The following is a 23,542-nucleotide window of genomic DNA, read 5'->3' on the forward strand; positions in this document are numbered from 1 at the left end:
ATATGAGTAAATTGATTGTGATAATCGGAGCCGGTCCCGGAATCGCCCAGGGTGTTGCAGAAAAATTTGGAATGAACGGATTTTCCGTCGCATTGATTTCCAGGAGAAAAGAGAAATTAGAAAAACTGACGGCTGAACTTAAGCAAAAAGGTATAGACGCCCATGCATTTGTGGGGGATGCCGGTGACGCTGAATCCATGAAAGATGCGTTCAACCAGATATGGGAAAAGTGGAATGATGTTGACGTGGTACATTATAACGCCGCAAAAATAAAAATGGTGAATATCGCCAACGAAACAGCCGATGGGCTGACACGCGATTTCAAGGTCAATGCGGCGGGCGTCCTGACCATGCTGAATCTTGTGTTATCAGACATGGAGAAGAAAGGAGAAGGCACCATTCTACTTACTGGCGGTGGATTCGCCTTGCAGCCTGATCCGCAGTATGGCTCTTTGGCAATAGGAAAAGCGGCGATAAGGAATATGGCCAACTCCCTGCATACTGCATTAAAACCCAAAAATATTTTTGTAGGTACCGTGACCGTATGCGGATTTGTAAAACCGGATGCCGAAATACACAATCCAGCTAATATAGCCGATCAATTCTGGAAACTATACACCGACAGGAATGAATTTGAAATTCAGTTATAATGAAAACCGGGCGTATGACTTGACAACCAGGAATAAAAGGCATATCTTACTATCAAAACAAGAACCATGAAAACACATATTATTTTATTAGTTGCATGCTCAGCGTCACTTCTGCTGCTTCAAAACTGTAACACTAAAAATACATCGTCAGGCTCCGAAAAAAGTGCCGGAATTGCTGAAAACAGCACCGCAACCGTTAGTGCTGATGATATAGAATTTGAATGGATACAGGATCCGGCAGAAAAAGCATTTGAAGTGCAGCTTCCCAGAGGCTGGAAAAACGACGCCTATATCTACAGAGTGTATGATTTGACACGCAATGTTGCTACATCCCTGTCACCTGATGGAAATACTGCATTGTTTATCGGAGACCCGAAAATGCCTGCTTATTCAATTCCGAACGATCTGTCTAATCAGTATGGCAGCATAGCCAATCAAAACCCATTATTCAGATACGAAGAATACAAAAAGGCAGATGAGTATCTGGAAAATTATGTTAAAAACAAATTTGGCAAACTTACCAATTTTAATATTACCCAAAAATCGACTTGCCCTGAATACATAAAACTGATTGAAGACCAGTTTCAGGAAAATGGCATGAAAGCAGATGAAATTACCACTTCGAGGATATTTTTTGACTATGATATGAACGGAAAAAAAGTACATGCACTTTTAAATTGTACCGTTACGCTCTTTAATACAATCTGGATGCCCGGTGTAAATGGGATTTCCACCACAGGCAATCCTGCCTCGTTTAACGAAATGGTTTTTAAAATTGTATCTACCGTAAAACATAATCCGGATTGGCTGGCAAACGAAGAACGCATGCGTCAGCAGCGATTGGCAAAAATGCAGGCAGATCATCAGCGAAATATGGCAGAAATACATGCTTCAGGCCAACGACATCAATTAAGAATGCAAAACATGCAGGCTGCAAATGATGCACATAACAACAGCTGGAAACAACAGCAGAATTCGATTGACAACAATCACGGTATGTTTTTGAATATGATAAAGGAAGAAAGTACCGTTGCAACACCAACCGGTCAAACTTTTCAGGTAGATAACAGCCATCAGAAATATTACATCAACAAATTGGATAACAGCTACATAGGAACCGATCAGCACACTACCAAGGATGATTTACGAAAATTGAATCCGAATATAGATCCGGATAACTATGAAGAAGCGCAAATAATAAGATAATAGAAATGAAAAAAACCTTACTGCTATCTGCTGTCACAATTACTATATCATCTTTTTCAAAACCCCTTCCTTTATTTATTGCGACAGATCAGCCAAAAGCGCCAAATTATTCGGATGCAAACTATTGGAGTGCACTGCCTTTTCGAAAGGACGCAGCAGACCTCACACCCGGAATAGAAAGCTGGATAAATGATTCTCTGAAAAATGTCGATGTATTTTATATCTATCCTACCTTGTATTCGAAAGGAAAGACCTGGAATGCGGATGTAAACAACAAGAAACTCAATAAAAGGCTTGATCGATTGCCGGTAAAATACCAGGCATCCGTTTTCAATCAGGTAGGACGCGTATATGCGCCGCGTTATCGTCAGGCTATTGTCAAATGTTTTTTTGACACATCCAGCAATTCAGAGAAAGCACTGGATTTTGCCTATCAGGATGTAATGAAAGCATTTGAATATTACCTGCAACACTTCAACAACGGACGTCCCATTATCATTGCATCGCATAGCCAGGGTACCACACATGGCAGGCGTTTGCTGAAAGACTTTTTCGACACACCGGAAATGAAAGCAAAACTGGTCTGTGCGTATGTGGTTGGATATGAAATCAATAAAGAAAGCTATGAAGTGCTCACTCCCTGTAAAGAGGCCGCAGAAACCAACTGTTATGTGACCTGGTCCACCTTTAAGGATGGATTTCTGTATAAAGACAAACTGCGTTATTTCGGCAATGTCTGTGTTAATCCCGTTTCGTGGAAAATGGATACGTTAACGGCTGTATCTCACGGAGGAATCTTATTGAATGTAAATCGCAAAAAATATTTCACCACGGAAACCCGCATCTGTCAGCCGTCTTATTTATGGGCGAAAACGAACCTGACCTTTATGCGCAGAAAGAATGTATTACACCTCGTAGATTACAACCTCTTTTGGTGGGATATCCGGAAAAATGCACAACAAAGGGTTGCAGAATATTTTAGAAAAAATTAATCATAATATACCAGCAGATTCATAAGTAATAGCCAAATCTAATTGTTTAAAAAAAAAAGTGAAAAACAACTGATTTGTCAGAATAATTATTTATGTTTATAAGCACAAATAATTGTTTTATGAAAATTTCAAAAGTACTATCTGTAATTCTTGTAGCTGTAGTTTTATGCTTTACTGCCTGCAAACCAAAAGATGCTGACATAAAAAAAGCTGTTGAACAAAAAATCTCAGCGATAGCTGAAGGTATAACGGTAGAAGTAACGGATGGTGTAGCAACACTAACCGGTGAATTTAAAGATGAAGCCGCTATGTTGGCCGCCGAAGAGGCCATTAAAGGCATTAAAGGACTAAAATCAGTAGTGAATAACGGAACTGTCACCCCTCCTCCTCCGCCTCCTGTGGAAATTACTGCTGATGACCCCCTGTCAATAGCGGTTACAGATGCTTCTAAAGATTTCCCAACTGTAAAAACGGAAGTCAAAGATGGTGTTGTTACACTAACAGGTGAAATCCAGAAGAAAGATTTAATCAAACTTATGCAAACGTTAAACAGCCTGAAACCGAAAAAGATTGATAACCAATTAACCGTAAAATAAAGAATTATGTCGTTACAAGATAAATATAAACAACTCCTTGATGCAGCTGCAAGTTCAGGTGTAACAGGATTGCTGGTCAGAGAACAGGATAATGTATTGTATGTCGATGGAACTGCACCCAATGGTTCAGTAAAAGACCAGCTTTGGGCAGTCTACGACTCCGTTGATCCTAATTTTACTTCCGGGGATTTAGTTTTAAATGTTTCCGTATCGGTAGATGCTGCTGTTACAAAAGTTAAAGTAATCACCGAACACTCAAATTTGAATATACGCAAAGGTCCGGGAACCGATCAGCCTATTGTTGGAAAAGCGGCTAAAGGTGAAATAATTACTTTAATCAGCCAAACGAATGACCAATGGTGGTTGGTTCGAACAGATGATGGGGAGGAAGGTTATAGCTATACCAGGTACCTGGAACCCATTCAATAATTAATCTGCTAATTATTTGTACTCCCGTTTAAACGGGAGTTTTTTTTTGAAACTGATATTTCTCAGTTTTGCCAATCATAATTTGTTGTACTTTTAATAGGTAATTTTTTATCTACAGGAATATGTCTGACATTTTGAATACCCATTCGTCCGTTACACCCAACCTGCAGGATTATGATGCACTATATGCTGGATTTAACTGGGAGAATGAACGCAAACAACTCAATGGGCTGCCGGGTAATCAGGGTATCAATATTGCGTTTGAAGCCACCGAAAGAAATGCCGATGGCCATCTCAAAGATACGGTGGCACTTCGGTGGATTCGGAAAGACAACAATGTACAGGATTTTACCTACACCGACTTACATAAGCTTACATCTAAGTTTGCCAATGTGTTGGAAAGACTGGGCATCCGGAAAGGCGAACGTGTCTTCTCTTTTACCGGCAGAATTCCTGAACTCTATATCACCGCTTTAGGTACACTCAAAAAGACAGCCGTGTACTGCCCATTATTTTCTGTCTTTGGCCCGGAACCGGTTTGGCAGCGATTAAGCAAAGGCGATGCAAAAGTTTTAGTAACAACACTCACTCAATATGAAAAGAAAATAAAGCAATTGCTAGAAAGGCTGCCTGCATTAGAATATATCCTGATTACTGATATTGATGAACCTGTTTCTGATTCCGTGTTATCCTATTCCAAACTGATGTCAGAGGCTTCGGACAGTTTTATTATTCCTCCAACCTCACCCGACGATCCGGCTTTGCTGCATTTTACCAGCGGTACCACCGGCATGCCGAAAGGCGCCCTGCATGTTCACAATGCCGTTCTGACGCATTACACGACCGGAAAATACGTGCTTGATTTTCATGAAGGTGACATTTACTGGTGTACTGCCGACCCCGGCTGGGTAACGGGTACATCTTATGGAATCATCTCTCCTTTTGTCAATGGAGTAACGAATATCATTGACGAAGAAGAATTTGACGCGGTAAGGTGGTACACCATTCTGCAAAATCAAAAAGTCAATATCTGGTACACCGCTCCTACCGCCATCCGACGACTGATGCGATTGAATATTGACACCTCCAAAGATTATAACCTTGAAAACCTGCGGCTGATTTTAAGTGTCGGCGAGCCGCTGAATCCGGAAGCGGTAATTTGGGTACAAAAAACCTTCGGCGTTCCAATTTTAGACAACTGGTGGCAGACTGAAACAGGAGGCATCATGATGGCAAATTACCGATCTATGCCGGTAAGACCTGGCTCAATGGGAAAACCACTGCCGGGCGTAACGGCAGCCATTGCCGAAGAGACAGCAGATGGACTGCAGTTTATAACAGAACCTGAAAAGAGCGGACATTTGGTTCTGAAAAAAGGATTTCCATCCTTATTCCGAACGTACCTGCATGAAGAAGAACGGTACCAAAAATGCTTCCGAGGTGAATGGTATCTTTCCGGCGACTTGGCAAAAAATGATACGGATGGCTATTTTTGGTTTGTTGGCAGAGCGGATGACATCATTAAAACATCCGGACATATGGTGGGGCCTTTCGAAGTAGAAAGTGTACTGATGGAGCATCCTGCTGTAGCGGAAGCTGCCATTATCGGCAAACCTGACCCTTCTGTCGGTGAGCTTGTCAAAGCGTTTATTGTTTTGAAAAGTGCATATCAGCCGAATGATGAAGTAAGAATGGATATCATGGGATTTGTGCGAAAAAAAATGGGCCCGGCCATTGCGCCGAAAGAGGTTTCATTTATTGATAATTTGCCAAAAACAAAAAGCGGCAAAATATTGAGACGCTTACTTAAAGCGAGAGAACTTGGTTTGCCGGAAGGCGATTTATCCACTTTAGAACAATCCTGAGAAATGGCAGAACAAGCGAATTTTAAGAACAATCTGCTGGAGGAAGAAACGCTGTATCTTCTGTATCAAATGAAGCTTATCCGAAGGTTTGAGGAAAAGGCGGCGGAGATGTACACGAAAACGGAAATTCGCGGTTTTCTGCATTTATATATCGGTGAAGAAGCGGTAGCGGTTGGTGTATCACAGGCATTGAACGAGAATGACCTTGTTATCGCTACCTACCGGGAGCACGGGCATGCGCTGGCGCGTAATGTTCCCGCAAAAAAAATAATGGCGGAAATGTATGGCAGAAAGGAAGGTTGCAGCGGAGGTCGTGGCGGCTCCATGCATTTATTTGATAAGGAGAAAAACTTTTACGGCGGGAATGCGATTGTTGCCGGCCATATTCCTATAGCCGTTGGTATGGCATTAGCTGTAAAAAAACAAAAGCAGAATAAAATAGTATGTTGTTTTTTCGGCGAAGGAGCTATGGCTGAAGGAGAATTTCACGAAGCCATGAACTTAGCTGCCCTGTGGCAGGTGCCGGTTTTATTTATCTGCGAAAACAATCTATATGCGATGGGAACGGCTATACGATATACGCATGCGTCACAGGAACTCGAAAAAAGAGGGAAAGATTACGGCATTGAATCCGCCGCAGTGGATGGTATGGATGTCTTAAAGGTATGTGAGGCAGCTATGAAAGCCGTTGAGAATATAAGAACAACCGGAAAACCTTATTTTTTGGTATGCAATACCTATCGTTTCAGAGCACATTCCATGTTTGATGCCGAACTTTATAGGAATAAAAATGAAGTGGAAGAATGGAAGCACCGTGACCCGATTCTATTACTTGAGCGGCATATGCTGGAAAATGAGCTGAGTGATGAAACCACGCTTTCATCTATTGATGCAAAAATCGAAAAGGAGATTCAGGAAGCTACGGATTATGCGGAAGCAGGAACATGGGAGCCTGTCGAAAACCTTACCCAGTTTCTATACAGCGAAAAATCAACAAATGGGTAAGAACGCTATTAAAGTCACCTATCGGGAAGCTCTGAAACAAGGGCTGAGAGAGGCATTGCAAAAAAACGAGAACGTATTTCTCATGGGAGAAGATGTGGGGCATTATGGCGGTGCTTTTGCCATCAGCAAAGGTTTGTTAGAGGAATTTGGCGAAGACAGAATCATGGATGTCCCGCTTTCCGAATCCGGTTTTGTGGGCGCGGGTATTGGGGCGGCTCTGAATGGCATGCGACCGATTGTGGAAATCATGACCGTTAATTTCAGTTTGCTGGCTATGGATCAGATTTTTAATAATGCTGCAACATTCAGCCACATGACTGGCGGGCAGTTGAATGTTCCTGTCGTTATCCGAATCGGATGTGGTATTGGCCGTCAGTTAGCTGCACAGCACTCTCACAGCTGGGAACCTATCTTTGCACATGTCCCGGGATTGATTGTTTTAGCTGCAGGTACACACGAAGATGCCAGAGGTATGTTGGTGGCTGCGTTACAGCAACAGAATCCTGTTATTCTGTTTGAATATACCTTTTTACTCAACATGGAATCAGAAATAAAAGAAAATGAGGGGGGCATAGCAGATATCACAAAAGCTAAAGTGCTCAGATCCGGTATCGATATTTCAATAGTAACATACGGCGGCGCGGTACATAAATGCCTGCAGGCAGCCTTTGAACTGGAAATGCTGGGAATAGATGCGGAAGTGATAGATCTTCGGATACTTAGACCATTGGATGAAGCCGCTATCCTGGCATCCGTAGCTAAAACGCATAAAGTACTCATCGTTGAAGATGCCTGGCGTTCTGTAAGCATCTCTTCTGAAATAAGTGCGCGCATCATGGAAAAAGCCTTTTATGAATTGGATGCACCGGTACAACGTTTATGCGGTCTGGAAGTACCTGTTCCCTACCCCAAACACCTGGAAGAAGCTTCCGTACCGCAGGTAACGGATATTGTAAATCGTGTACAAAAAATAGTGCAGCATGATTGAATTCAAAATGCCCAGCCTCGGTGCCGATATGGAAGACGGTATTCTACGGGAATGGAAAGTTAAACCGGGTGATACCGTCAAACGCGGAGACATCATTGCATCCGTCGAAGTGCAAAAAGGAAATATTGACATTGAAGTATTTGATGAAGGAGTCATTGAAAAATTAGTCATTAAAGAAGATGAAAAGGTGCCTGTTGGGGCTGTCATGGCAATCATAAGACCACCTCAAGAAGCAGTAAATGTGTCCTTCAGAGCCGAGGTGGTTACGCCCGAACTTAAACCAGATATCATTGAACCTTCAGAATGGAAAGAGACTGAAACAGAAATACCGTTTTCCATCCATTCAGCCATTAAGGCATCCCCTCTGGCAAAACGGCTGGCTGCTGAAAAAAATATTGATTTAAATTCAGTAACGGGAACAGGTGAAGGTGGTGTCATCACCAAAGAGGATGTAGAGAAAGCAATCTCGAATCCCCCCATTGCAGAAAATAAAACTACGGCGACACCTTCTGAAAACATACGGCTTGCGGTAGCCGCCGCTATGAGCAAGTCCAACCGGGAAATCCCGCATTATTACCTGGAGAAAAAATAGATATAACAAGAGCCATCGAATGGATGACTGCCCAGAATGCCGGCCGCAGCATACAGCAACGCTTATTACCGGCCGTTTTGTTTTTAAAGGCATGTGCGGATGCCTTGCTGGCAGTTCCTGATTTAAATGCAGTATGGGAAAACGGTTTAATCAAAAAGGACGGCATTCATATCGGATTTGTCGTATCACTCAAAGGCGGTGGAATCATGTTGCCGGCCATTCATGACGTAGACAAAAAGAGTTTGGACGAAATCATGGCATCGCTGAATGACTTGATACCAAGAGCAAGAGCACTGAAATTACGCAGTTCCGAACTGAGCGATTCCACCATCACAATGACCTACCTTGGAGAAGGCGGCGCAGACAAAGTTTTTGGAATCATTTATCCGCCACAAGTGGCTATCATTGGCATCGGAGATATGCTTAAAGAAACTATCTTTGCCGATGGGAAAGAGCAAGAACATACCTTTGCCTATGTTACACTGGCGGGCGACCATCGTGCCACTGACGGACTTACAGGCAGTAAATTTTTAGCTGCATTTAATAAATTGTTACAAAATCCTGAAACATTATGAATGATCAAGAAATAAAATCCATCCTAATTCAGTTGCTCAAAAAAACAGCACCGGACACAGAACCGGAAGAGTTGAATGAAACTGCTAATTTCCGGGCAGAACTCGGAATGGACTCATTCGATTTTCTGCAATTCATGGTGGCTGTTAATGAACAGCTGAACATTGAGATTCCGGAACAGGATTATGCTGCTGTCTCCACTTTAAAGGACTTAACGGATTATATTCTAGCAAAGAAAGTATAAGTGGATGAATGAGTTCATAGATTGCCTGAAAAATGCAGATTACAGTGCTTTTCATTTCATCAATCATACGATATCAAATGCCGTATTTGACATTCTGATGCCTGTCCTTCGAAATGCACGCACCTGGATTCCGATTTATCTTCTATTAGGAATATATGTAATCCATCGTTACAAGAAAGATGCCTGGTTATACATACTATTTGTGCTTATTGCCTTCGCAATAGCCGATTCCAGCACTCATCAACTATTAAAGCCAATCTTTAACCGCTCCCGCCCCTGTTATAATGGTTTTCTCCATGTCAGGCTTCTGGTAGATCATTGCGGCGGAAGGCTAAGTTTTCCGTCCACACACGCCTCCAATCACATGACAATGGCACTCAGTATTGTATTAAGTGGTATTTTTTCAAACAAGTGGATAAATCTTAGCTGGATTTTATGGGCAGCAATTATTGGGTTTGCACAGGTTTATGTGGGATTGCATTATCCGGCTGATATCATTGCAGGTTTTGGTACAGGATATGTATTGGCTTGGTTCAATTACAAACTGGTTTTGCCTGCATTAAAGGTCATACACCATAAATTCATCCAATAAATAAAGTAGAAAATGGGACACGTATGGGGCTCGAACCCATGACCCTCGGTACCACAAACCGATGCTCTAACCAACTGAGCTAACATGTCCGTCTAGTAAAAGAACTGGACTGCAAAGATAGATTTTTTTTTGAAAATGCAAAATCAACAATTTGTACTTAAACTATACTTAACGTAAATAAAAAATGCCGTCTCAATTAAACCGAGACGGCATTCTATCTGATTACTAATTATAGAGCACTCAATACTATTAATATCTGTAATACTCCGGTTTATATGGACCAGCCACCGGAATGTTCAAATAAGCACTTTGTTCAGGAGTTAACTCATCCAACACCACGCCAATTTTAGCTAAGTGCAGACGGGCAACTTTTTCATCCAGATGTTTAGGAAGCATATACACCTTGTTTTCGTATTTGTCAGCATTTGCCCACAATTCTAACTGAGCAATCACCTGATTGGAGAAAGAGTTTGACATTACAAAGGAAGGGTGACCGGTAGCACAACCTAAGTTCACCAAACGACCTTCAGCCAGTAAGATGATATCTTTTCCATCGATAGTATACAGGTCAACCTGCGGTTTAATGGTGTTTTTAGTATGACCATAGTTGGTATTCAACCAGGCAACATCAATCTCGATGTCAAAGTGGCCGATATTCGCCACAATCGCTTTATCTTTCATCAATCTGAAGTGTTCACCGGTGATGATATCACGGCAACCTGTTGTAGTCACGATGATGTCCGCTTCTTTTACCGCATCTTTCATTTTTTTCACTTCAAAGCCTTCCATGGCAGCCTGTAATGCGCAGATTGGGTCTATTTCTGTAACAATCACGCGCGCACCGGCACCACGTAAAGATTCCGCAGAACCTTTACCTACGTCACCAAAACCGGCAACAACAGCCACTTTACCGGCAATCATTACATCGGTAGCACGACGAATCGCATCTACACAACTTTCACGGCAGCCGTATTTGTTGTCAAATTTAGATTTCGTTACGGAATCGTTGATATTGATAGCCGGAATCAATAAAGTTCCAGCTTCCATTCTTTCGTATAAACGGTGAACACCGGTAGTCGTTTCTTCCGACAAACCTCTGATACCTTTTGCCAGTTCAGGATAGTTATCAAACACCATATTGGTTAAGTCACCGCCATCGTCCAGTATCATATTTAACGGACGTTCCGGAGAACCGAAGAACAAGGTTTGTTCGATACACCAGTTAAATTCTTCTTCGTTCAGGCCTTTCCAGGCAAACACCGGAATACCGGCAGCAGCGATAGCAGCAGCAGCATGATCTTGTGTAGAGAAGATATTGCAGGAAGACCAGGTCACTTCAGCACCTAAAGCTACCAATGTTTCTATTAACACAGCCGTCTGAATCGTCATGTGTAAGCAACCGGCGATGCGAGCGCCTTTCAATGGTTGTGAAGGACCGAATTCTTCACGAAGTGCCATTAAGCCCGGCATTTCCGCTTCTGCAAGCGTTATTTCTTTGCGTCCCCATTCTGCAAGGGACATGTCTTTAACCTTGTATTTCAGGCTAAAATCAATTTGAGATGATGTAGTAGTTGACATATTTTTATTTTAAGTAACGCAAAATTATAGTATAAGTTTAAGAGAAAAGTTGCCATAGGGCAAGAAATAAAAATGTCTACTATTGAGTGGCACTATGAACCGGGAGGCTTACACCTGACTTTTAGGGACACTTACAGTGGGCGAGACTATATATAGATACGTTTACAATCACACAAGCAAAAAAATCTAAATAAATAATATCACTAATTTTAACAAAAATTCAAACTGAGAAACTACCAAATATTTGGAAATATGTCGGGTTGCCTCTATTTTTGGTAAGTGAGATTTATTTTCACGATTTTTGAATGAATCATCCATTATGATAAGAAATTTTCTGTTTCATCGTGTATATCCGGAACGGGATGTTCTGTGGGATCCTATGGATGTAAAACTATTTGAGAAATGCATCAAGCACCTATCCGGCAATTACGATGTCGTCCGTATTGAAGATTTGGTGAAATCGGGAAATAGGCAGGGCAGAAACAAATACGCTACCATCAATTTTGACGACGGCTACAAAGACAATATTGACTATGCCGCCGACATACTGGAAAAATACCACTGCAAGGCTTCCTTTTATGTGGTGACGGATTGCATCGACAGAAACGTGCCGACCTGGACGCATGTGTTAGAACATACCTTCCAGCACACGAAACATTCCAAAATAGATTTAAACTATGATTTTTTAACCCCTGAATTACGAATATCGGAACTAAAGACAAAAGAAGAAAGGATAGCCTATGTCAAGAAGCTTAAACCTTTTTTAAAGAATATTTCTCACGCAAACAGGACGGAAGTGCTGGAAATTGTGGTAAAGAGCTTTTCCGATGCTGAGCTGCCCAGATTAATGATGAACTGGGATGACCTGAATCAACTCCACCAGGCTGGCCATTATATCGGCTCCCACACCGTAACGCATTGCATGCTCGGAACAATGGACAATCTAGACGAAATAAGATATGAACTTCTGCATTCCGCTCAGTCCATTCAAGAGCATCTCGGCTATTTCCCGGTGACCATCTCCTACCCTGTTGGAAGTTTCAACGAAACGACCAAAAGATTAAGCAAAGAAGCCGGCTATGAAATTGGGCTGGCTGTTAAACAAAACACGTATGACCCGCTCAAAGATGATGTATTTGAAATTCCCAGAATAGAACTCTATAACGAACCCTGGTGGAAAACCAGACTGCGGATCACCAATACCCTGGAAAATATTAAAACATTAATCGGCTACAAATGAAAATTGTTCTCTGGATAGGCAACGAAGCCAATCAAAAGGCGTTGGCGAATAAGATACACAAGCAGTACCCAATCAGCGGAATCATACTGGAAAGCAGAAAGACCAAAACCAAAATCACCCTGGCTAAGCTCATAGAGAAAGTGATCGAGAAACTATTTTTAAAAGCCATCGCAGATGCCTGGTGGGGTATGAAACGTTACTACAATGACATTTATACCGACTACCCTCCAACAAAGACAATCGACGTTGAAAATATCAACTCACAGGCTGCCTATGATTTCACGACAGCAATAGCACCGGATCTGATTATCGTATCCGGCACTAGGTTATTGAAGGAAAAGATGTTGTCCATAAAACCGGATATAGGAATACTGAATTTGCATACCGGCTTGTCCCCCTATGTTAAGGGCGGCCCTAATTGCACCAACTGGTGTATTGCCACCAAACAATACCACCTCATCGGCAATACCATCATGTGGATTGACCTGGGAATTGACACCGGCAATATCATCACCACTGAATTTACCGGATTTGAAGGCAATGAAACTTTGCTGGATGTCCACCAGAAAGTAATGGACCATGCACATCAGCTGTATCTAAAGGCTATTGATCTTTTATTAAAAGGCAACCATTCCAGTGTAAAACAAAAGGATATAGCAAAAGGCACGACCTATTACACCAGACAGTGGGGCCTGAAAGAAAAAATCAAACTGGTATGGAACATGAAAGACTTCCGCAACAGCATAAAATCGGGAGCAACTGAAAATCTGAAAAAAGATATTGTCACCGTTCCGATTTAAGGATTCAGGAAAGACAATTATTTTAACTTATCGATTTATATATTCACCAAACGAGATATGTTTGGTGAGAATATCATTCCTGTGGACTTAGGATTTAAAATAAAAAAGTAAAAAACATGAAAAACTATAAGCAATATAATGACCAATATTTTTCAAGGTGGGCACCTGTATATGACGTTTTTGAAATTCTCCTGGCTGATGTCCGAAGAGACATTACAACAACAATCCATCCCGTCGGCAAATCAGTTTTAGATGTTGGAACCGGAACAGGTAGTCTGGCGCTGGATTTAAGTAAAACGGCAGAGAAAGTTATTGGAATTGACTTATCATCCGAAATGCTTGAAATTGCAAAAAAGAAAAATAAAAAGAACAATCTGACATTCCTGCTAATGGATGCCAGCAATATGAACTATATAGATGAGGAATTTGATATCGTTACCATAAGCCTGGGGTTGCACGATATGCCATTAGAAATAAGAACTTTAGTATTAAAGGAAGTAAGACGAGTTTTAAAAAGTAACGGGAAACTATTCATCTTAGAATATGATTTACCCCAAAACGATTTTCTAGGAACTGTTTCATATCACCTGATTAATCTACTTGAGAGCAAATACTACCTTGATTTTATTAAATCTGATTTTGAGTCTTACCTGAGTACACTTGGGTTTAAAATGGAGAAAAAAACAAATTATCTGTTTGGGTATTTAAGATTTATCACCCTGACCAAATAAAGGTTATACCCCTGAAGTATTCATCGAATATTCTTCTTAATCCTACCAAGGAAAGTTGGTGTATCGTCAATGAAAGAAGCTAAATATTCATTCTCAGCAGTGTCACCTAAAAGGGACTCTGCATTGTAATTATTACACAGAGTCCTATACGAGAGACTCTGCTCTGAAGTTTGGAAAAACTGTTATATATTGAGATTTCTCCCTGGCGGCCGAAATGACATGAAAGCTTATCGAATATTCTTCTTAATCCTGCTCAATGAAGTCGGTGTCACCCCGATAAAGGAAGCGAGGTATTTCTGCGGAATGGACTGCAGCAATTCCGGTTTATTCAACAAATCCAGATAACGCTGCTCGGCGGAGTCGCGCTGCAGGGCGGTAAAGCGTTGCAGCAGATGCAATATCACATCCTCCCAGAATTTGCGCATCATCTCCTGCATCTTAGGGTGGGTAAGGTATAATTTATTCAGTTCTGCTTTGGGCAGGTACAAGACTTCGCTGTCTTCAATGGCCTGCAGGAAATAATTGGTGGGTGTTTCACTGATGAAACTGTAAATTTCAATGGCGGAAGAGTGTTTGAGTGCAAACCAGACAGACACTTCCACTTCATCCTGTAAATAGTACAAACGCAAACAGCCGCTTTGTACAAAAATCAAATCCTTGCAGATTTCGCCCTGCATCAGTACAAACTCATTTTTCCTTACGTTCTTTTTCCTGAATTTACTGACAATATCTTCCAACTCTGCATCTGGAAGAGGCACATAATCATGAAAGAATTTTTTCAGTTCTGAGGACATAATCGGCACATCAAACTTAATAAAAAAAAGCTATTTTTATAGTAATGAATATACGACAATGGGAATCGGAAGGCAAGTACACCAAAGTATACGGACATTCCGTTTTTAACATTCAGTATCAGACGGGCCAGCCAACCATCGCCTTTTTGCATGGCTACCCGTCGGCCTCATTCGATTATTACAAAGTGCTGCCCTATTTAGAAAAAGATTTTTCATATGTTATTCACGACCATCTCGGATTTGGTTTATCTGCCAAGCCGGCTCCTTATTCCTACTCATTAATCGAACAGGCTGAAATTGCCATTGAATTATGGAAACAACTCGGTCTGAAAGAAATCCATCTGGTCTCACACGATTACGGGACAACGGTTACCAATGAAATTATTGTAAGAAAGCAACAGGGATTTGAACCTGTACAACTGAAATCTGTCACCTTTTGCAACGGCAGCATGCACATCGAGCTGGCGCAGCTTAAACTTGTGCAAAAATTGCTGAAACATCCGTTTTGGGGTAAATATATTGTCGCATTGATGAACAAGCGCACTTTCATCAAAACCATGCAGGATATCTGGTTTGATAAAGAATTATGTGATTTGAATGAAATGAATGAACTCTGGGAGTTGCTGATGATGAACGCAGGAAAAGATGTCCTGCATAAAATATCTCAGTACAACAATGAACGCGTGAAATACTGGAACCGCTGGATTCCGGCCCTTACGCAATTAGATATCCCAGCGCATATTTTATGGGCACAGCAAGACCCGATTGCGGTGAAAGCCATCGCAGAACAATTACATAAGGAAATTCCGAATGCAGTCTATACTAAAATCGACCACTGCGGCCATTACCCGATGCTGGAGAAACCGGAAGAATGGATCAGAAATGTCGTTGAATTTATTAAATCAAATTCGTGATGTTTACAGATAGTGACAAACTGATAGAATGCGTACCTAATTTTTCGGATGGAAGAAATCAGGCCATTATTGATGCGATTGCAGCTGCCATTAATAGTACAGCGGATGTAAAATTGATGCATGTGGATGCCGGATATGATGCCAACAGAACGGTTTACACTTTTGCTGGAAAACCTTCTGCAGTGTTGGAAGCCGCCTATCTTGCAATAAAAACCGCAAACGAATTAATTGATATGCGTATGCACAAAGGTGAACATCCGCGTATGGGAGCCTGTGATGTTTGCCCATTAATCCCATTACATCATATTTCAATGGAAGAAGTGGTGGAACTTTCAAAACTTTTGGGGAATCGGATTGGAAATTTGGGGATACCCGTGTATTTGTATGAACATTCTGCAACTTCGCCTGAAAGAAAGAATCTTTCTTATCTTCGCAAAGGCGAATACGAAAGCATCCCTCAGAAAATACAGTTACCGGAATGGAAACCGGATTTCGGCCCTGCCGACTTCAATGAAAGATTTGGCATGATGGCTCTGGGAGCGCGCAATTTTTTAATCGCTTATAATATAAATCTGAAGAGTAAAGACCTCAGCCTTGCCAAAAGAATCGCACTGGAAATCCGGCAAATTCGGGCAAAGAACGATGGCTCATATGAAAGCTGCCTGTTGCAGCATGTAAAAGCCATCGGTTGGTGGATGGAAGAATATCAGTGCACGCAGATATCCATCAACATCACGGATATTTTTGCCAGCCCATTGATAGAAGTATACGACTGCATCAAAAAGATTGCGGGAAATTATGGCATTGAAGTGGATGGAAGCGAACTGATTGGCTTGGTTCCTGAATTGACTTTACGTCATCCGAACAGATCTGTCCAGGAAGCAGCAGCATATCTGGGTCTGGATTCGGTTAAGCCTTTCAAAATTAATGAAAGAGTGATAGAGTATAACCTGCGAAAAGTTTAACAAACTTTTAAGTGTCTGTTGCTTTCCGAAGCCGTAAAAAAAATATACCTTAACAATCTAATTCTTCAGCCATGATAAAAGGTATCCTGTTTTTAGTAGCCGGCATTGCTTTCTGGACTCTGATGGAATATATTATCCATCGTTTTCTGGGACATCAGAAAAAAGGAAAACAAATCATAAAAAAGGAACATCAGCGGCACCATGCGGAAGCACACTATTTCGCTCCATTAATCAAAAAAATCGCGTTAGCTGTAGCAGTCCTTGCTTTTACAACATTGGTGACAGGACTCCATTTTACATTTAAAATGGGTTTTATATTTTCACTTGGATTTGCAGGCATGTATTTCATCTACGAAGTCACACACAGACGATTTCATATAAGAGAACCGCTTATTCGTTATGGGTTAAGAATGCGCAAACATCATTTTTATCACCACTTCGGCAATCCAAAAGTAAACCACGGAGTGACCACGGCGCTTTGGGACAGGATATTCGGAACCTATAAAAAACCTCCCATCGTTAAAGTACCGAATAAAATGGCTATGACCTGGTTGAAAGACAACAACCAGCAACTAAAGCCAAAGTATCAGAAGCATTTCAACATGCATTAATTTTCCGGTTTTACTGATTTTTTGCATGATAATGATAAGTATTCTTTGCACCTTTGCAGCAATACGTCAGCATGGAGCAACCCATACTACTTTTCGGTCTTTTTTTACTGGGAATCATTGCTCAGTTCTTTAGTTCTTTACCTAAAGATTTATTCCGCAAAATCAACAAGTTCATCATCTTTGTCCCGCTTCCTGCTATCACCTTATCTAAAGTCCCTTATTTAAGCATCACGCAGTCAGTCATATACCCCATAGCATCCGCCTGGATAATCTTTTTTATGAGCATCGGCTACGCGTTTGCTATCGGCAGACTGTTGAAGTGGGATAAAAAAACAATTGCCTGTATTATTTTATGTTGCGGACTGGGCAATACCTCTTTTGTCGGCTTTCCCATCTTGAACTATTTTTACGGGGCAGAGAGCATCCGGTATGCCATTTTTGTGGATCAGCCGGGCAGCTTTCTCATCATGTCAACACTGGGTGTATTGATTGCTGCTTATTTCAGTTCATCCGACTATACACACAAGGATATTTACAAACGGCTGCTGAAATTCCCGCCGTTCCTGGTGTTTATCATAGCCTTATTTATTCCAAAAGATTTTATTGGTGGAAACGTATTAAAGTCACTTGAGTTTCTGGGAATGTGGATGATTCCACTGGCCATGCTGTCGCTTGGACTTCAGTTTAAATGGCAGCTGAAAGATATAGTATGGCGTAATTTTTTTGCCGGCGTTTTATATAAATTGATTCTTGCGCCGCTGATTATTTTTGTGCTGTTCTATCTTATCCTGGATAAACGAACGGAACTGCATACGGTATCTGTGCTGGAATGTGCCATGCCGCCGATGATTACCTCATCCATCATGGCAACGGAACATGGCCTGGACGAAAAACTGGCAAACGCGCTGCCAACGCTTGGTATTCTGTTTTCAATTCCAACACTGTTGTTTTGGAAATGGATATTGGAATAAAGCTATAAAATCTCTTTCAACACATCAATGATCGACAGATACATATTATCAAAGAAATCGGGAATATCTTTTTTTTTCACCCAAATGGCCTGTTCAATATCTTCTTCCGATTGTGGAATTAAAGTGCCGACAGAATCAGTTGTCATTTTAAACCAAAAGGAAACCTTTATGGCTAACTCACCATCGATAGCGTAGGAGTGATAGGTAGCTTTGTTTTTAAATTTTCTAAAGCGGACCGGTTCAACAATACGCACATTCTCTAATCCTGTTTCTTCGATAACTTCCCTAACTGCAGCGCCTTCCACCGTTTCTCCTTTTTCAATTTTCCCTTTAGGCAAATCCCAGAATCCTCTGCGATGAATCAACAACACTTCCCCTGCTGGGTTCTCAACGACTCCACCGGCTGCTTCGATGCACCTGAAATAAGAACACACTTCCGTAAAAACCTTATCCGGGTCTCTGTGAAACAAAACGATGCTATTCGGATTTTCCTTATTTAGAATAATTCTTAAAATGTTTTTAAAATTCTCCTTTGTCGTGTAAGGCTCTATAATAAATTCTTCATGCATTAAATTATCCACAAAAGCTGGATTTTCACAAAGGAAAACTATCTTGTTATTGATAAAAAGTTTATACATTTACGACGATTAATGACAACAATTATTTTTAATCATACTGCTCACAATATTACGCATGGAAAACAACGCCTACAAAGAAACATTAGCAGAATATCTGCTGCAAATAAAAGCAATTCAACTGAATACACAAAATCCATTTATCTGGGCGAGCGGCATAAAGTCTCCTGTATATTGTGATAATCGGAAATTATTATCCTATCCTGAAGTACGAAACTTTGTAAAAGATGGGTTAATCAGCCTGTTGAATGAATATTTTCCGCATACCGATTGCATTGCCGGAGTAGCCACAGCCGGTATTCCACACGGAGCTATTATAGCGGACGAATTAAATCTTCCATTTATCTATGTACGTTCCAAACCTAAAGAACATGGACTAACCAATACTATCGAAGGAGATTTAAGGCATGGCCAACGCGTATTGGTTGTGGAAGATACGATTTCTACCGGGGGAAGCTCATTAAAGGCCGTAAGCGATCTGCGGGCTGCAGGTGCCGAGGTCATCGGAATGATTGCGATATATAAATATGGTTTTGAATCTGCAAAACAGAAATTCGACGCGGAAGGTGTGGTGTTAAAGACATTGACTAATTACGAATTCCTGATTCGGGCAGCTGCAAAAGGAGGATATATTTCCAGTGATGAATTAGAAACCTTAAACACCTGGCAGACCAATCCACACGATTGGTGGCAGCAACAACAACAAATTCAATAAAAAAACCGGACATGCTTTTATCCATTCAACTTATAAGCTGGCAAACCTGGGCTGTTCCATTGATTGGTGCATTTATTGGATGGATTACCAACTGGTTAGCCATAAAGATGCTCTTTCATCCAAGAAGACCTGTAAAAATAGCATTCATTACTTTTCATGGAATTTTCCCTAAAAACAAACCGCGAATTGCCGAAAAGCTCGGAACTATTGTTCAACGGGATTTGATTAATTTTTCAGATATAAAAGAAAGGATGCAGGATCCGGATGCTCTGAATAATTTTAAAGAAGAAATAGCCATCAGAGTAGATAATGCCATACGGGACAGAATAGAAAAAAGTGCCTTGTTAGATGCTATTGTCCCGGATCAGCTGATACAGAGTGTCCATAAGACGATTGTCACAGAAATTGAAAGGAACCTCCTAATTTAATTGACACATCCATCACAAAAATTGAACAGAAATTAGATATTCAAAAACTTGTTCAGAACAAATTGGCTAATTTTTCAGACGAACGCCTTGAACAATTGCTGTTACACATTACATCCAGGGAATTCCGATTCATCGAAATCATAGGTGCTGTCCTTGGTTTTATTATAGGCATCATACAACTGCTCATCAGCGCATTGTAGTGTTCCAGAATCAGATTATTTTATTATAGTAACCGTTCCTTTTTTGGACAGGTTTTTTCCATTATAGCAGATAAAACTAAGCACATAAACATAGGCATCCGACAATGCCGGCGTACCTTTAAACATTCCATCCCAGCAGTCATTCTCATCCACCGCATCAAACACCTTCTCTCCCCAGCGATTAAAGACAGACATCTTGTAATTCGAGAGTTTTGGCGGAGACATGATGCCGAAGCAGTCATTTACACCATCTCTGTTAGGCGAAAATGCATTCGGTATATAAATGAAATCTTCCGTACACTCGTCAATCAACCGGACTAAAACCGTATCTGAGTTGACGCAATCATTGGTATCTCTAACGGTAACATTATACAGCATTGTCGCCTTGATGATTGCTGTTGGATTTTGTACACTATTATTACTGACCTGGTCGGATGGAAGCCAGTTAAACGTTAATGATGCAGATCCATTGGCATTCAGCTGAACTTCCTGCTCATATTTAGCATCTGCAATATCTGACGTTGCATTGATGACCGGCAATGAATGAACGGTAGCCCTTAAAAAATCAGTTACCTTACAGTTATTACCATATGTAATTTCAAATGGTATGTTAGCATTGGATAGATTATTGACCGTATAAACGGAATTGGAATTAGTAGTAACAACACTTCCGTTTGTCCATTTGACATCGAAGTCAGGATCAGGTGCAGCTATAACCAGTAAGTCAATGGTTTGAGAATCATTTTTACAATAAGCAACAACAGGTTTGACATATGTAACATTACTTAAGCTTACAGCAATTGAATCACTGGTGGCGGTTTCGGGGTGGCACATGCAGCGTTACTGGTAACAATTACCTCCACCTTGTCATTATTACCCAGATTAGAGGCAATGAATTGCGAATTGTTTGTTCCAACGGGATTTGAATTCAACATCCATTGAAAACCCGGATTCGAACCGGCATCGACGGGGGTTGCTTTAAACGTAACTATATCCCCTGGACATAAATCTGTTTTACTGGCTGTGACAGATACAGAAGGCGTCAAGACATTTGTAACAGTAAGATTTAAAATAACAATACTGTCACATCCTTGTGAAGTTTGCAACACCACCGTAAAATTTCCGGACTGATTAAATGTTTGCGTGCCAATCCTCACACTATCATCAGAACAAATGGATCTGGTTATATTGGTGGATTTTGTTGGTTTTACGACTACTGATGACACCGCAGAACCTGTGCATCCATTCGTAGTTCCTGTAACCGTATAGGTTTGTGAAGTGCTTAGTACAGGTGATGTGACATTCGGTCCGCTACCCAATCCACCTGTCCAGGTATAGGTAGATGCTCCGTTGGCAGTAAGGATGGCGGTTTGTCCGCTGCATATGTTTGGGTTATTGACCGTAACCGTCGGATTTGGTTTTATAGTAACACTCGCTGTCACAGTTCCGGTACATCCGTTTGCAGTGCCGGTAACCGTATAAGTCTGGTTAGATGACAAAGCCGGGGTTATCACAGTCGTACCACTCCCCAACCCGTCTGACCAGGAATAGGTGGTGGCTCCACCGGCTGTAAGTGTTGCCGTCTGACCATTACATATGCTTGGAGAGTTCACATTTACAACCGGATTGGGTGTTACAGTAACAATAGCGGTTGCAGTTCCCGAACAACCGTTGGAGGTTCCGGTAACAGTATAGGTTTGTGTACTTGTTAAGACCGGTGTGGTAGCCGGATTGCCGCTTAAGCCTCCTGTCCAATTATAAGCTGAAGCACCATTTGCATTTAATATTGCTGTTAAACCACTACAGATTCCCGGGTTATTGACAGTAACAACAGGATTTGGTTTTACAGTAACGATTGAAACAGCCGTCCCCGTACATCCGCCTGTTGTTCCTGTAACCGTATAGGTTTGATTTCCGGTTAATGCAGGTGTTGTGACACTTACCCCGCTACCAAGACCTCCTGTCCAGGTATAGGTTGTTGCCCCGCTTGCTGTGAGTGCTGCAGATTGTCCGCTGCAAACTGCCGGACTATTAACGTTAATTACAGGATTTGGTATTATAGTTACTGTTGCAGTCGCAGAACCTGTACAGCCAGACGTAGTGCCGGTAACCGTGTAGGTGGTGGTTGTGTTCAATGTGGGAGTTGTTACAGGATTACCACTTAATCCACCTGACCAGGTATAGGAAGTACCACCGCTGACAGTCAGCACAGCTGTTTGTCCATCACAGATAGACGGGTTATTGACAGCAATTAACAGATTAGAATTAACATTTACTGTAGCCACAGCAGTTCCTGTACAACCATTTGTCGTACCTGTTACGGTATAGGTTTGAGTACTGGTCAATGCCGGTGTAGAAGCGGGGTTACCGCTTAATCCGCCGGTCCAGGTGTAAGTGGCGGCTCCGTTGGCGGATAGTGTGGCTGTTTGGTTATTACAAACAGTTGGGCTATTCACTGTCACCGTTGGATTTGGTTTTACGGTTACAGCTGCTGCAGCGGTTCCTGTACATCCATTCGTTGTGCCGGTGACGGTATAAGTAGTGGTGGTGCTCAATGCAGGTGTAGTTACAGGATTGCCGCTCAAACCGCCCGTCCAGCTGTAAGTTGCTGCACCATTGGCAATTAATGTAGCTGTTTGGCCGCTGCAAATGGATGGACTGTTCACCGTTATCGTTGGGTTGGGTTTTACGGTTACAGTAGCTACAGCGGTTCCTGTACATCCGTTCGTTGTACCCGTGACGGTATAAGTGGCAGTAGTGTTCAATGCAGGTGTTAGAGGTGAGTTACCACTCAATCCTCCCGTCCAGCTATAGGTTGTGGCGCCATTTGCAGTTAGAGCAGCTGTCTGACCATCACAGATACTCGGGCTATTCACCGTAACCGTTGGATTCGATTTTATGGTAACAGTAGCAACAGCAGTTCCGGTACATCCATTCGTAGTACCAGTAACCGTATAAGTGGTTGTAGAATTCAATGCAGGTGTCGTAGCGGGGTTACCGCTCAATCCACCTGTCCAGCTATAAGTTGTGGCACCATTGGCTGTCAATGTAGCTGTTTGGCCGCTGCAAATGGATGGGCTATTCACTGTTACCGTAGGATTTGGTTTTACGGTTACAGCTGCTGCTGCGGTTCCTGTACATCCATTCGTTGTGCCGGTGACGGTATAAGTAGTGGTGGTACTCAATGCAGGTGTAGTTACAGGATTGCCGCTCAAACCGCCCGTCCAG

Annotated in this window: 25 protein-coding genes, 1 tRNA gene and 1 pseudogene; 21 read left to right on the forward strand and 6 right to left on the reverse strand. The window is 41.7% G+C overall.

Annotated elements, in window-relative coordinates:
- The first annotated feature begins 2 nt into the window (after positions 1 to 2).
- From IPM95_02050 to IPM95_02100, 11 genes and pseudogenes are all read left to right on the forward strand, one after another.
- The gene (locus IPM95_02050; protein ID MBK9328100.1) at positions 3 to 650 is read left to right on the forward strand and encodes an SDR family NAD(P)-dependent oxidoreductase; all 648 of its coding nucleotides are present in this window, start codon (positions 3 to 5) and stop codon (positions 648 to 650) included.
- A 66-nt stretch (positions 651 to 716) separates the two neighbouring features.
- Entirely contained in the window at positions 717 to 1,856 is a 1,140-nt protein-coding gene (locus IPM95_02055) for a hypothetical protein (protein ID MBK9328101.1), read from the forward strand.
- A gap of 5 nt (positions 1,857 to 1,861) precedes the next feature.
- Positions 1,862 to 2,848: a DUF3089 domain-containing protein gene (locus IPM95_02060; GenBank protein MBK9328102.1), complete on the forward strand. Its 987-nt coding sequence runs from the start codon at positions 1,862 to 1,864 to the stop codon at positions 2,846 to 2,848.
- Between the two features lie 125 nt (positions 2,849 to 2,973).
- Positions 2,974 to 3,444 (forward strand): BON domain-containing protein, encoded by a 471-nt coding sequence (locus IPM95_02065; protein MBK9328103.1) that lies wholly within the window; start codon positions 2,974 to 2,976, stop codon positions 3,442 to 3,444.
- 6 nt (positions 3,445 to 3,450) lie between these two features.
- Positions 3,451 to 3,873, forward strand: a complete 423-nt coding sequence (locus tag IPM95_02070) for an SH3 domain-containing protein (protein ID MBK9328104.1) — start codon at positions 3,451 to 3,453, stop codon at positions 3,871 to 3,873.
- Positions 3,874 to 3,995: 122 nt separating this feature from the next.
- Positions 3,996 to 5,738, forward strand: a complete 1,743-nt coding sequence (gene acsA / locus IPM95_02075) for an acetate--CoA ligase (GenBank protein ID MBK9328105.1) — start codon at positions 3,996 to 3,998, stop codon at positions 5,736 to 5,738.
- A gap of 3 nt (positions 5,739 to 5,741) precedes the next feature.
- A complete protein-coding gene (gene pdhA / locus IPM95_02080; protein ID MBK9328106.1) occupies positions 5,742 to 6,743 on the forward strand; it encodes a pyruvate dehydrogenase (acetyl-transferring) E1 component subunit alpha in 1,002 nt (333 codons plus the stop codon).
- Positions 6,736 to 7,731 (forward strand): alpha-ketoacid dehydrogenase subunit beta, encoded by a 996-nt coding sequence (locus tag IPM95_02085; GenBank protein MBK9328107.1) that lies wholly within the window; start codon positions 6,736 to 6,738, stop codon positions 7,729 to 7,731. Before pdhA ends, IPM95_02085 begins: the two co-directional genes overlap by 8 nt.
- Positions 7,724 to 8,898 (forward strand): annotated as a pseudogene (locus tag IPM95_02090) (2-oxo acid dehydrogenase subunit E2). The gene IPM95_02085 and the pseudogene IPM95_02090 overlap by 8 nt, the downstream one beginning before the upstream one ends.
- Positions 8,895 to 9,140, forward strand: a complete 246-nt coding sequence (locus IPM95_02095) for an acyl carrier protein (protein MBK9328108.1) — start codon at positions 8,895 to 8,897, stop codon at positions 9,138 to 9,140. The pseudogene IPM95_02090 and the gene IPM95_02095 overlap by 4 nt, the downstream one beginning before the upstream one ends.
- Positions 9,141 to 9,144: 4 nt before the next feature.
- Entirely contained in the window at positions 9,145 to 9,732 is a 588-nt protein-coding gene (locus tag IPM95_02100) for a phosphatase PAP2 family protein (protein MBK9328109.1), read from the forward strand.
- A 14-nt stretch (positions 9,733 to 9,746) separates the two neighbouring features.
- Here IPM95_02100 and IPM95_02105 read toward each other — a convergent pair.
- Positions 9,747 to 9,822: transfer RNA gene (locus IPM95_02105), tRNA-His, on the reverse strand.
- Between the two features lie 159 nt (positions 9,823 to 9,981).
- Entirely contained in the window at positions 9,982 to 11,310 is a 1,329-nt protein-coding gene (locus IPM95_02110; protein MBK9328110.1) for an adenosylhomocysteinase, read from the reverse strand.
- 319 nt (positions 11,311 to 11,629) lie between these two features.
- On the opposite strand from IPM95_02110, the gene IPM95_02115 reads away from it, so the two are divergent.
- The 3 genes from IPM95_02115 (at position 11,630) to IPM95_02125 (ending at position 14,081) form a co-directional block, all read left to right on the forward strand.
- Positions 11,630 to 12,550: a polysaccharide deacetylase family protein gene (locus tag IPM95_02115; protein ID MBK9328111.1), complete on the forward strand. Its 921-nt coding sequence runs from the start codon at positions 11,630 to 11,632 to the stop codon at positions 12,548 to 12,550.
- Positions 12,547 to 13,350 carry a hypothetical protein gene (locus IPM95_02120; protein ID MBK9328112.1) on the forward strand — a complete coding sequence of 268 codons (804 nt, stop codon included), beginning with the start codon at positions 12,547 to 12,549 and terminating at the stop codon, positions 13,348 to 13,350. Before IPM95_02115 ends, IPM95_02120 begins: the two co-directional genes overlap by 4 nt.
- 116 nt (positions 13,351 to 13,466) lie before the next feature.
- Positions 13,467 to 14,081: a methyltransferase domain-containing protein gene (locus IPM95_02125; GenBank protein MBK9328113.1), complete on the forward strand. Its 615-nt coding sequence runs from the start codon at positions 13,467 to 13,469 to the stop codon at positions 14,079 to 14,081.
- Positions 14,082 to 14,308: 227 nt separating this feature from the next.
- Here IPM95_02125 and IPM95_02130 read toward each other — a convergent pair whose 3' ends face one another.
- The gene (locus IPM95_02130) at positions 14,309 to 14,875 is read right to left on the reverse strand and encodes a Crp/Fnr family transcriptional regulator (protein ID MBK9328114.1); all 567 of its coding nucleotides are present in this window, start codon (positions 14,873 to 14,875) and stop codon (positions 14,309 to 14,311) included.
- 44 nt (positions 14,876 to 14,919) lie between these two features.
- Here IPM95_02130 and IPM95_02135 point away from each other — a divergent pair, with 44 nt between their 5' ends.
- The 4 genes from IPM95_02135 (at position 14,920) to IPM95_02150 (ending at position 18,336) form a co-directional block, all read left to right on the forward strand.
- Entirely contained in the window at positions 14,920 to 15,789 is an 870-nt protein-coding gene (locus IPM95_02135; GenBank protein ID MBK9328115.1) for an alpha/beta hydrolase, read from the forward strand.
- Positions 15,789 to 16,754: a glutamate formimidoyltransferase gene (gene ftcD / locus IPM95_02140; protein ID MBK9328116.1), complete on the forward strand. Its 966-nt coding sequence runs from the start codon at positions 15,789 to 15,791 to the stop codon at positions 16,752 to 16,754. The genes IPM95_02135 and ftcD overlap by 1 nt, the downstream gene beginning before the upstream one ends.
- A gap of 71 nt (positions 16,755 to 16,825) precedes the next feature.
- Entirely contained in the window at positions 16,826 to 17,365 is a 540-nt protein-coding gene (locus IPM95_02145; GenBank protein MBK9328117.1) for a sterol desaturase family protein, read from the forward strand.
- A 71-nt stretch (positions 17,366 to 17,436) separates the two neighbouring features.
- Positions 17,437 to 18,336 carry an AEC family transporter gene (locus IPM95_02150; GenBank protein ID MBK9328118.1) on the forward strand — a complete coding sequence of 300 codons (900 nt, stop codon included), beginning with the start codon at positions 17,437 to 17,439 and terminating at the stop codon, positions 18,334 to 18,336.
- A gap of 2 nt (positions 18,337 to 18,338) precedes the next feature.
- Here IPM95_02150 and IPM95_02155 read toward each other — a convergent pair whose 3' ends face one another.
- A complete protein-coding gene (locus IPM95_02155; protein MBK9328119.1) occupies positions 18,339 to 18,974 on the reverse strand; it encodes an NUDIX domain-containing protein in 636 nt (211 codons plus the stop codon).
- Between the two features lie 55 nt (positions 18,975 to 19,029).
- Between IPM95_02155 and IPM95_02160 the strand changes: the two genes are divergently transcribed.
- The 3 genes from IPM95_02160 to IPM95_02170 are packed head-to-tail and all read left to right on the forward strand — an operon-like array spanning position 19,030 to position 20,314.
- Positions 19,030 to 19,686, forward strand: a complete 657-nt coding sequence (locus tag IPM95_02160) for an orotate phosphoribosyltransferase (GenBank protein MBK9328120.1) — start codon at positions 19,030 to 19,032, stop codon at positions 19,684 to 19,686.
- 11 nt (positions 19,687 to 19,697) lie between these two features.
- Positions 19,698 to 20,114, forward strand: a complete 417-nt coding sequence (locus IPM95_02165; GenBank protein ID MBK9328121.1) for a DUF445 family protein — start codon at positions 19,698 to 19,700, stop codon at positions 20,112 to 20,114.
- Complete coding sequence (locus IPM95_02170) at positions 20,114 to 20,314, forward strand: DUF445 family protein (protein ID MBK9328122.1); 201 nt, start codon at positions 20,114 to 20,116, stop codon at positions 20,312 to 20,314. Before IPM95_02165 ends, IPM95_02170 begins: the two co-directional genes overlap by 1 nt.
- Before the next feature lie 15 nt (positions 20,315 to 20,329).
- Here the strand turns inward: IPM95_02170 and IPM95_02175 are convergent, their stop codons facing one another.
- Complete coding sequence (locus IPM95_02175) at positions 20,330 to 21,148, reverse strand: gliding motility-associated C-terminal domain-containing protein (protein ID MBK9328123.1); 819 nt, start codon at positions 21,146 to 21,148, stop codon at positions 20,330 to 20,332.
- Complete coding sequence (locus IPM95_02180; GenBank protein ID MBK9328124.1) at positions 21,106 to 23,529, reverse strand: hypothetical protein; 2,424 nt, start codon at positions 23,527 to 23,529, stop codon at positions 21,106 to 21,108. Before IPM95_02180 ends, IPM95_02175 begins: the two co-directional genes overlap by 43 nt.
- Between the last annotated feature and the right edge of the window lie 13 nt (positions 23,530 to 23,542).

The organism is Sphingobacteriales bacterium (assembly GCA_016719635.1).
Taxonomy (GTDB): domain Bacteria; phylum Bacteroidota; class Bacteroidia; order Chitinophagales; family JADIYW01; genus JADJSS01.